7 protein-coding genes and 1 rRNA gene are annotated in these 8,988 nt (G+C 61.0%); 5 read left to right on the top strand and 3 right to left on the bottom strand.

Going from position 1 to position 8,988, the window contains the following annotated elements; translation table 11 throughout:
- Window positions 1-10 precede the first annotated feature (10 nt).
- A 5S ribosomal RNA gene (gene rrf / locus DSM100688_RS05250) occupies window positions 11-127 on the top strand.
- Window positions 128-246: 119 nt separating this feature from the next.
- Window positions 247-498: a hypothetical protein gene (locus DSM100688_RS05245; RefSeq protein ID WP_152358107.1), complete on the top strand. Its 252-nt coding sequence runs from the start codon at window positions 247-249 to the stop codon at window positions 496-498.
- Between the two features lie 275 nt (window positions 499-773).
- On the opposite strand, the gene DSM100688_RS05240 is transcribed toward DSM100688_RS05245, so the two are convergent.
- Complete coding sequence (locus tag DSM100688_RS05240) at window positions 774-1,169, bottom strand: DUF4235 domain-containing protein (protein ID WP_152358086.1); 396 nt, start codon at window positions 1,167-1,169, stop codon at window positions 774-776.
- A gap of 663 nt (window positions 1,170-1,832) precedes the next feature.
- Here DSM100688_RS05240 and DSM100688_RS05235 point away from each other — a divergent pair.
- Complete coding sequence (locus DSM100688_RS05235; protein WP_152358085.1) at window positions 1,833-3,161, top strand: ABC transporter substrate-binding protein; 1,329 nt, start codon at window positions 1,833-1,835, stop codon at window positions 3,159-3,161.
- A gap of 483 nt (window positions 3,162-3,644) precedes the next feature.
- Here DSM100688_RS05235 and DSM100688_RS05230 read toward each other — a convergent pair whose 3' ends face one another.
- A complete protein-coding gene (locus DSM100688_RS05230; protein ID WP_152358084.1) occupies window positions 3,645-4,652 on the bottom strand; it encodes a LacI family DNA-binding transcriptional regulator in 1,008 nt (335 codons plus the stop codon).
- Between the two features lie 405 nt (window positions 4,653-5,057).
- On the opposite strand from DSM100688_RS05230, the gene DSM100688_RS05225 reads away from it, so the two are divergent.
- Window positions 5,058-5,912: a carbohydrate ABC transporter permease gene (locus DSM100688_RS05225; RefSeq protein WP_152358083.1), complete on the top strand. Its 855-nt coding sequence runs from the start codon at window positions 5,058-5,060 to the stop codon at window positions 5,910-5,912.
- On the top strand, window positions 5,912-6,751 hold the full coding sequence (locus DSM100688_RS05220) for a carbohydrate ABC transporter permease (protein ID WP_152358082.1): 840 nt from the start codon (window positions 5,912-5,914) through the stop codon (window positions 6,749-6,751). Before DSM100688_RS05225 ends, DSM100688_RS05220 begins: the two co-directional genes overlap by 1 nt.
- 328 nt (window positions 6,752-7,079) lie before the next feature.
- On the opposite strand, the gene DSM100688_RS05215 is transcribed toward DSM100688_RS05220, so the two are convergent.
- Window positions 7,080-8,918: a glycoside hydrolase family 13 protein gene (locus DSM100688_RS05215; protein WP_152358081.1), complete on the bottom strand. Its 1,839-nt coding sequence runs from the start codon at window positions 8,916-8,918 to the stop codon at window positions 7,080-7,082.
- Window positions 8,919-8,988: the final 70 nt, after the last annotated feature.

The raw sequence follows: 8,988 nt of genomic DNA, 5'->3' as shown, positions 1-8,988 counted from the left end.
ATTATAGATTTGCGGCGGTCATGGCCCAGGTGAGACGCCCGGTCCCATTCCGAACCCGGAAGCTAAGGCCTGGCACGGCGATGGTACTGCACTCGATAGGGTGTGGGAGAGTAGCACGCCGCCGCATTCAACTTGCATGATCGAGGTCTTTCGGTTGAGCGTCTGCTCCCGGAAGGCCTCGATTTGTATCCACACACAGCATCGTCATTCCAAATGGCAAAGGAACACCCTACACTCGGTGGTATTATGCACTATTTCACGCCCAAACGCTGTACCGAGTCGAACAAGATCATGTATCACGATAAGGCGACGGCCCAGCGCGCCGCCGATCAAAGCTTCATCGAACGCGGTACTGAACTGTGGGTGTATCGGTGCGAGTATTGCGGAACCTGGCATCTGACGCATCGCGATCCGCGAACCAGTTACCGCGCGGTACCGCTGAATCAGGAACTCAAGCCGCACAGTCGCAAGAAAGGCTACAAGCCGCGTCGTCGTTAGCCGTGAAATCTGTCCGCTTATATGCGCCACTCTCAACGGACATCCAGCCGATTATAGGGTCATGATCGGCTGGATGTCCGTTATAAAGGGAGAAAGTCGCCTACGACAAGACCGTTATACGGCTGACTGGTGTTTATCGTTGATTCATTGACTGTTGCACGGCTATGCCTGTGTACGTGATGCGATACCTCTATCTAACGGACAACCAGCCGATTACAGCGCCGTAATTGGCTGGTTGTCCGTTGAGAAGGAGAGAGAGGGAAAGGATCCCTGCGTCAGCGGGTGTTGTGCTTGCGGTGACGACGATTGACAATCGCTTGCGATCCACGATCGGACAGTTGCGACACCACGGCGCCAATCGACGCGGACAGCGCGGAGAACATCAGGCTGGCCAGCAGACTTTCCTTATCATCCACTACGCCGTCGCCCAACGTACCATCGCTGGTCGGTCGCAATCCGCGACGACGCGCCACACCGTGATTCCATGCCAGCGTGAACAGTTTACCGGCGATGAAGCCCGCCACGGACGGCAGCGCCGCTTTAAGCAGCTTGTCACCAAGAGAATCCGGGTCATTGATACGTTCCGCACGCATGGCGTCCACCTTCTCATTGATGCGGTCGAATCCGGCGACGATGCGGTCGGCGGTCGATTCGGACTGAAAATCGGTCATGCGCCCATTGTATCCACAGCCCTGATGCGGAGTCGCATGCGTCTGGAAGTATGCCGTTGCACGGCCCGCCCACGATGCCGCCCTCTCCCTACAACGGACAACCAGCCGATTAGACGTCGAAATCGGCTGGTTGTCCGTTGTAGGGGAAGGAGGCCGAGGGAGAGCGTGGAGCATGTTTAGGGGCTGAGAGAGGATCGGAGAGGACCCGCAGCAGGAATGCTTTCACCGCCTCCGCTCTCCTTATGTCGCTTCTCCTTGACGGACAACCAGCCGATTTCCCGCCCGAATCGGCTGCATGTCCGTTGAAGTAGCGGATGCGGCGACGACACGCCGATCGTGGGGTATCAGGATCAGCGGTGGATCAGTCATATGGTCTCATATCAATGAATGATTACGTTTGCAGAAAACGTAACGTGAGAGCGTAAACATCACTGCGAATGTTTGCATAAATCTGCCTGAGAAAAGACGTAAGAGAGGCAATAATACTGCAAAAATACTTGCAAAATACGTCAGCGTAAGCCTATCGCGCGAATGCTATCGTTTGCAAAAACCATGAACATGGCGCACAATAGTGCATGTCGGAACACGTAACGGTACCACGGCGGTACCGAATCCGTACGCGGTGCCGGAACAACGGAACCGCAACAGAAGAAAGGTTCGAGGATGAATCGTACGTTCAAATCCACGGTGGGCATGGTCGCGATCGCCGCGATGTCGATCGGCGCACTTGCCGCATGCGGCAACAGCTCCAACTCGTCGGACGATGCCAAAGGCAAGGTCTACTACCTGAACTTCAAGCCGGAAGCTGCCGACCAGTGGACCGCGCTGGCCAAGGAATACACCAAGGAAACCGGCACCGAGGTCAAGGTGCAGACCGCCGCGTCCGGCACCTACGAGCAGACCCTGAAGTCCGAGATCGCCAAGACCGACGCGCCCACGCTGTTCCAGGTCAACGGCCCGGTCGGCTACCAGAACTGGAAGTCGTACACCGCCGACATGACCGACACCGACGTCTACAAGGAGCTCACCAACCAGGACGTCGCGCTCAAGGACGGCGACAAGGTCGTCGGCGTGCCGTACGTGATGGAGACCTACGGCATCATCTACAACAAGGACATCCTCAACAAGTACTTCGCGCTCGACGGTGCGAAGGCGACGTCCATGGACGAGATCGACAACTTCGACACGCTCAAGGCCGTGGCCGACGACATGCAGGCCCGCAAGGACGAGCTCGGCATCAAGGGCGCGTTCACGTCCGCCGGCTTCGACTCCAGCTCCGACTGGCGCTTCAAGACGCACCTCGCCAACCTGCCGCTGTACTACGAGTTCAAGGACGACAACGTCACCGAGCAGCCGGCGACCATCAAGGGCACCTACCTGCCGAACTACAAGAAGATCTTCGACCTGTACATCACTGACTCCACCACCGAGCCGACCCAGCTGAGCTCCAAGACCGGCGACGACGCGAACTCCGAATTCGCGCTCGGCGAGGCCGCGTTCTACCAGAACGGCACCTGGGCGTGGACCGACCTGCAGAAGGCCGGCATGAGCGCCGACTCGCTCGGCATGATGCCGATCTACATCGGCGCCAAGGGCGAAGAGAACCAGGGCCTCGCGACCGGTTCCGAGAACTACTGGTGCATCAACGAGAAGGCCTCCGACGCCGACAAGAAGGCCACCGAGGACTTCCTGAAGTGGGTCATCACCTCCGACACCGGCAAGAAGTCGCTGTCCACCGACATGGGCTTCACCACGCCGTTCAAGACCTTCGACGACGTGACCTCCGACAATCCGCTCACGCAGGCCGCCGTCGAGGACCAGAAGTCCGGCAAGACCGCCGTCTCGTGGAACTTCACCATGATGCCGTCCGAAGAGTGGAAGAACGGCGTCGGCCAGGCGCTGCTGCAGTACGCCCAGGGCACCGGCGACTGGGATGCGGTCAAGACCGCGTTCGTCGACGGCTGGGCCTCCGAATACGAGAACTCGCACTGAGTTCACCTGAACCCGAGTCGGGGCGGCGCTGCGAGTTCACTCCTTCTCTCGGAGCGCCGCGACTGGGGGAACGCAACAGATAGGTCGGGTACCGCATGGTGGTTTGTGCGGTGCCCGACTTTTTGTTGTGCGTGCGTGCGGATGCGTTTTTCCCTAACGGACATACAGCCGATTCATGGGGTGAAATCGGCTGTATGTCCGTTGGAGAGACGGGCGTGATGTGAAGTGTGAAGTGAGAAGGGTGGAGGGTGGAGGGTGAGGGGTGAAGTGAGATGGTTGGGTTTGCGTTGGTGACGGAATGTCGCAATTAATAACGGACATACAGCCGATTCCGGGTGGGTTATCGGCTGTATGTCCGTTAGAGGGAGGGGCATGCGGAACGAGACGTTGAACTGGGAATGACGCGTTGAGCTGAGGAAGAGACGCGCGTGATGTGCGGAAGGCCGTATGCCGTACGTGGCAGCGCTGCGTGCGGCATACGCGTTACGCGTGACGGGCGGTGGAGGCACGCACGACCAGCTGCGCCGGAAACAGCTGGAACGGCTCGTCCGGCGTGCGTCCGTCGATCAGATCGAGCGTCATGCGTGCGGCGCGTTCGGCCATGTCGACCGGATCCTGCCGGATCGTCGTCAGTCCGACGTCGTGCGAGTAGAAGCTGTCGTCGTAGCCGGTGATCGACACGTCGCCGGGCACGGACAGACCGTTGCGTTCGAGCTGGAACAGCAGCGGTATCGCGATGCCGTCCTCCTGGCAGGCGATGGCCGTGGGCATCTCGTCGAGGCTGAGCAGTTGCGTGACGATGTGGCTGATGCGGTCGCGGTCCTCGTTCGCGACGAGCACGCGCGGCTCGACGCCTTCGGCCCGGCAGCTGTCCATGAACGAGTCGAATCGCTGTTGCACGCTGAAGTGCAGCGACACTTCGCGACTGGTTTTCACGTACGCGATGTTGCGATGGCCGAGCGAGATGAGGTGCCGTGCGGCGAGGCGCGACCCCTGCACGTCGTCGATGTTGACGGCCGCCGTGAAGCCGCGCTCCTTGGCGAGCACCGAGTTGATGCCGACGATCGGCACGCCGATGGTGGCCAGCTGCGCGATCTCGTCGTTATCGATGTCGAACGAGGCGACGATTACCGCGTCGGCGTTGCGCCGCACGGGCAGCATGTCGAAGAACTCCTTGCGCTCCTCGATGCTGGAGATCTGGAAGATCGAAATGTCGTAGCCTTCGGCATGCAGCACCTGGTTCAGGCCTTCGATCACGGACGCGGAGAACCATAGTTTGATATGGTCGCTCATGAGCAGTGCAATGCGCAGCGAACGGCCTGATTTCAGGGCCGCGGCCGAGCGGGACAACGAGAAGTTCAGTTCGTCGGCGATGCGCAGCACCTTCTCGCGCGTCTTTGCGGAGACGAGGTCGGGACGTGTGAACGAACGGGAGACCGTGGAGATGGAGACGTGCGCGGCCTGCGCGACGTCCTGGATGGATGCGCTCATATCAACCCCTTTATGCCAATGGTTCCATGGTACAGCAAACGGCAAGCGTTTGCATGCGGTTGTATTTGCAAACGCTCGCAATAGTGCGAAGTTGCGTACTATGTGTGTCAATTACGTTGAAAAATCAACGATTTATGATCGACTTGCTCTGTTTGCGTACGTTGTAGATACGACTGAAACACACGTCAAAATGACAACGTTTGACATTCGTTGTGTGCGGCGTTATCCTGTGGACAACGACGACGTTCCGTCGGCCACGGCGGCCGCGAACCCGTCCCTGTCCTATCCATCCCCCACCCGCGCACGGTGTCGTGCATACGGATTTCAAGGAGTAACAGTGACAACAGCACAACCCTCGTCTCCGGACGCAACGGCGCCGTCGGACGTCACGAAAGCGGGCGCACTATGATCAGCATGTCCGGCAAAGCGATACGCAAATGGTGGGCGCTGTTCGCGTTGCCAACGTTCGCAGCATTCATCATCGGGTTCGTGGTCCCGTTCATCATGGGCGTGTACCTGAGCTTCTGCAAGTTCACCACCGTCACCGACGCCGAATTCGTCGGCCTCAAGAACTACGCGCGCGCGTTCAAAGACAAGGAGTTCCTGCACGCGCTTGGCTTCTCGACCGCGCTCACCGTCGTCACGACCGTCATCATCAACGTGGCCGCGTTCGCGATCGCGTACATGCTCACCAAGGCCATCAAAGGCTCGAACATCTTCCGGTCCGTCTTCTTCATGCCGAACCTGATCGGCGGCATCATCCTCGGCTACATCTGGATGCTGCTGCTCAACGGCGTGCTCGCGCACTGGGCGCGCTCGCTGACCTACAAGGCCAGCTACGGCTTCTGGGGACTCGTGATCCTCGTGAGCTGGCAGCAGATCGGCTACATGATGATCATCTACATCGCCGGCATGCAGTCGCTGCCGACCGACGTGCTCGAGGCCGCCGCGGTCGACGGCGCGAGCGGATCGCAGACCATGTTCAAGATCATCATCCCGCTCATGATGCCGTCGATCACCGTGTGCTCGTTCCTGTGCGTCACCAACGGGTTCAAACTGTACGACCAGAACCTCGCGCTCACCAACGGCGCCCCGAGCAACCTCTCCGAAGGTCTCGCGATGAACATCACCCGCACGTTCTACGGACGCGTCGGTTGGGAGGGCGTCGGCCAGGCGAAGGCCGTGCTGTTCTTCGTGCTCGTCGCCGTCGTCGCGCTCATCCAGAACAAGCTCACCACGAGCAAGGAGGTGGAGGCCTGATGAACTCCGAGAAACCCAAGCACGCCGCCGCATGGACGGTCCTGTTCTCGCTCATCTCGATCGCGTGGGTGTTCCCGATCGTCCTCGTGTTCATCAACTCGTTCAAGCAGAAGGCGTACATCTCGCGCAACGCGTTCTCGCTGCCGATGGGTAAGGCGTTCGTCGGTCTGGAGAACTATACGCGCGGCATTGAGACGACCGACTTCTTCGCCAGCTTCGGCTGGACGCTGCTCATCACGGTCGGCTCGGTGGTGCTGATTCTGCTGTGCACCTCGATGTGCGCGTGGTGGATCGTGCGCGTGAACAACTGGGCGGCGAAACTGCTGTATACGCTGTTCCTGTTCAATATGATCGTGCCGTTCCAGATGGTCATGTTCACGCTGTCGAAGATCGCGGACACGTTGAAGCTCAACACCCCGTGGGGGCTGTGCTTCGTGTATCTCGGCTTCGGCGCGGGCCTTGCGGTGTTCATCTTCACCGGCGTGGTCAAGGGCATTCCGGCCTCGCTCGAGGAGTCCGCGATGATCGACGGCGCGTCGGTGCCGCGCATCTTCTTCCAGATCGTCGTGCCGATCATGAAGCCGTCGATCGTGTCCGTCGCGATCCTGCAGGCTATGTGGATCTGGAACGACTACCTGCTGCCGTATCTGACGCTCGATCTGGGCAAGTACAAGACGATCTCCGTCGCCGTGCAGTATCTCAAGGGCGGCTACGGTTCGGTTGACATGGGCGCGATGATGGCGTGCTTGGTGCTTGCGATTGTGCCGATCATCGCGTTCTATCTGATCTGCCAGAAGTACATTGTGAAGGGTGTGATGACAGGTGCCGTAAAGGGCTGACTATGTCAGCCCTTTACGGCACCTGTAGCGAGGCGGCTTCGCCGCCGAGCAGCCAACGTTCGCCGTAGGCGAGTCCGCTTCCCTGGGCGGTAAGGGCTTCTTCCTTAACGGACATACAGCCGATTTCAGTATCGAAATCGGCTGTATGTCCGTTAAGAGGGGTGAGGTCCGGGTCTGGCCTGGGTTGCGGAATGGGCGCTCAGGGCCGCGCGAGAAGTCGTCATATGGCCCTATACATCACGGAATAGCCCTATACATTAACGGACATACAGCCGATTTCGATACTGAAATCGGCTGTATGTCCGTTATAACGAGGAGGGTGGCTACTTTACCGCAGCAGCCAGGCCGTCGCGTCGGTCGGCAGCATGCCGTCCTCGAGCGGGGCGGACGTCAGGATCACCTCGCCGCCGTCAACCAACTCGTCCAACACCACCGGATCGGTACCGAAGTTCGTCACCGACACGAACGTACGCTCGCCGGCCGCATCGTGTGCAGTATCGTTCGCATTCGTGCCATCGTTCGCACCGCCGTCGACCGCCGCCGGGCGGCTGTACGCGATCACCGCATCGCCTGCGTCGATCCAGTCGAACGACTCCGTGTCGCCGGTCGCCGTCAGCAGTTCCGCACGCAACGCCAACGCGCGACGATACAGATTCAGCATCGACCCGTCGTCCGCGGACTCGACGTCCACCGCATAGTCCTTGAACCACATCGGCTGCGGCAGGTGCGGATCGTCCGCAGGCTCGCCGGCACCGTCCGCCCGCGTCGCCGGCGAGAAGCCGAACGAAGCGCCCGTGCCGAACTCGTGCGGCAGCTGCTTGGACCAGTTCGCCACGGCCGGCGTATCGGTCGAATCCCACGGCAACGGCACGCGGCAGCCGTCGCGGCCCTTGTCGGTGAAGTTGCGCAGCGTATTGAACGGCGTCGGATCCTCCAGCCGGTCCCACGGAATGTCCGCGACCTCCGGCAGGCCGAGTTCCTCGCCCTGATACACATAGATCGAACCGGGCAGGCCGGCCTCCATCATCACGGCGGCGCGGGCGCGGCGCGCACCCAGCGTGCGGTCCTCGACGTAGCTTTCGCCGTTGCGCAGCAGCCAGTCGTGCACGAGCTGGTGGTACGACGTGTCCTTGACCTGCGGCAGGCCGTAGCGCGACGGGCTGCGCGGCACGTCATGGTTGTTCATCACCCACGTGGTGGTCGAATCGCCGGTCTCTGCGGCCGCGTCGAGACCGCGCTGAATGGCGGTGCGGAAGTCGTCGGCCATCCAGTTGGCCTCCGCGAACTCGAAGTTGAACACCTGACCGAGCTCGTCGGTGCTCGCGTACAGGTGCTGGTGTTCGGGCACGACCCACGCCTCGCCGACCGCGAACCGCGGCGGATCGTACTCGTTGAACACCTCGCGCCACTCGCGGTAGATGTCGTGCACCTCCGCACGATCCCACAGCGGGCTCGTGCCGTCGTGGCAGAGCACCTGCTGCACGCTGTCGGCCGGCTGGTCGGCGAGCGGAATGGACTCGAGGTCCTTGGCGAGGCCGTGCGCCACGTCGATGCGGAAGCCGTCGGTGCCGTGGTCGGACCAGAAGCGCAGCGTCTTCTTGAACTCCTCGTGGATGTCGGCGTTCTGCCAGTTGACGTCCGGCTGCTCCTTGGCGAAGATGTGCAGGTACCACTGGCCGTCCGGCACCTGCTCCCACGCGGGGCCGCCGAACAGCGACTGCCAGTCGTTCGGCGGCAGTTCGCCGTTCTGCCCACGGCCGTTGCGGAAGATGTAGCGGTCGCGTTCGGGGCTGCCTGGCGCGGCGGCGAGGGCCTCCTTGAAGAAGACGTGCTTGTTGGCGGTGTGGTTCGGCACGATGTCGACGATGACCTTGATGCCGGCCTCGTGCGCGGCCTTGGCCATCTGGTCGAAGTCGGCCATGGTGCCGAGGCGCGGGTCGACGTTGCGGTAGTCGATCACGTCGTAGCCGCCGTCGGCGAGGTCGGACGGGTAGAACGGGCTGAGCCAGATCGCGTCCACGCCGAGGTCCTTGAGATAGTCCATCTTCTCGGTGACGCCGGCGATGTCGCCGAGGCCGTCGCCGTTCACGTCCTTGAAGCTGCGCGGGTAGATCTGGTAGACGACCGCCTGCTTCCACCAGTCGTCGCGGAGGTTGTTCGCCGTCATGCTTGGGTCCTTTCTCCATGGGTGACGCTGCGGTTGGCCGGGGGGGTTGCAACCGGTTGCATCAACGGTG

This window comes from Bifidobacterium ramosum (genome assembly GCF_009299505.1).
Classification (GTDB): Bacteria; Actinomycetota; Actinomycetes; order Actinomycetales; family Bifidobacteriaceae; genus Bifidobacterium; species Bifidobacterium ramosum.
This window is presented reverse-complemented; position numbering and strand designations above follow the sequence as displayed.

What these genes read in the sequence shown, in the direction of transcription:
- DSM100688_RS05245 (WP_152358107.1), top strand. Translation starts at nt 247, where the DNA reads ATGCACTATTTCACGCCCAAACGCTGTACCGAGTCGAACAAGATCATG.
- DSM100688_RS05240 (WP_152358086.1), bottom strand. Translation starts at nt 1,169, where the DNA reads ATGACCGATTTTCAGTCCGAATCGACCGCCGACCGCATCGTCGCCGGA.
- DSM100688_RS05235 (WP_152358085.1), top strand. Translation starts at nt 1,833, where the DNA reads ATGAATCGTACGTTCAAATCCACGGTGGGCATGGTCGCGATCGCCGCG.
- DSM100688_RS05230 (WP_152358084.1), bottom strand. Translation starts at nt 4,652, where the DNA reads ATGAGCGCATCCATCCAGGACGTCGCGCAGGCCGCGCACGTCTCCATC.
- DSM100688_RS05225 (WP_152358083.1), top strand. Translation starts at nt 5,058, where the DNA reads ATGATCAGCATGTCCGGCAAAGCGATACGCAAATGGTGGGCGCTGTTC.
- DSM100688_RS05220 (WP_152358082.1), top strand. Translation starts at nt 5,912, where the DNA reads ATGAACTCCGAGAAACCCAAGCACGCCGCCGCATGGACGGTCCTGTTC.
- DSM100688_RS05215 (WP_152358081.1), bottom strand. Translation starts at nt 8,918, where the DNA reads ATGACGGCGAACAACCTCCGCGACGACTGGTGGAAGCAGGCGGTCGTC.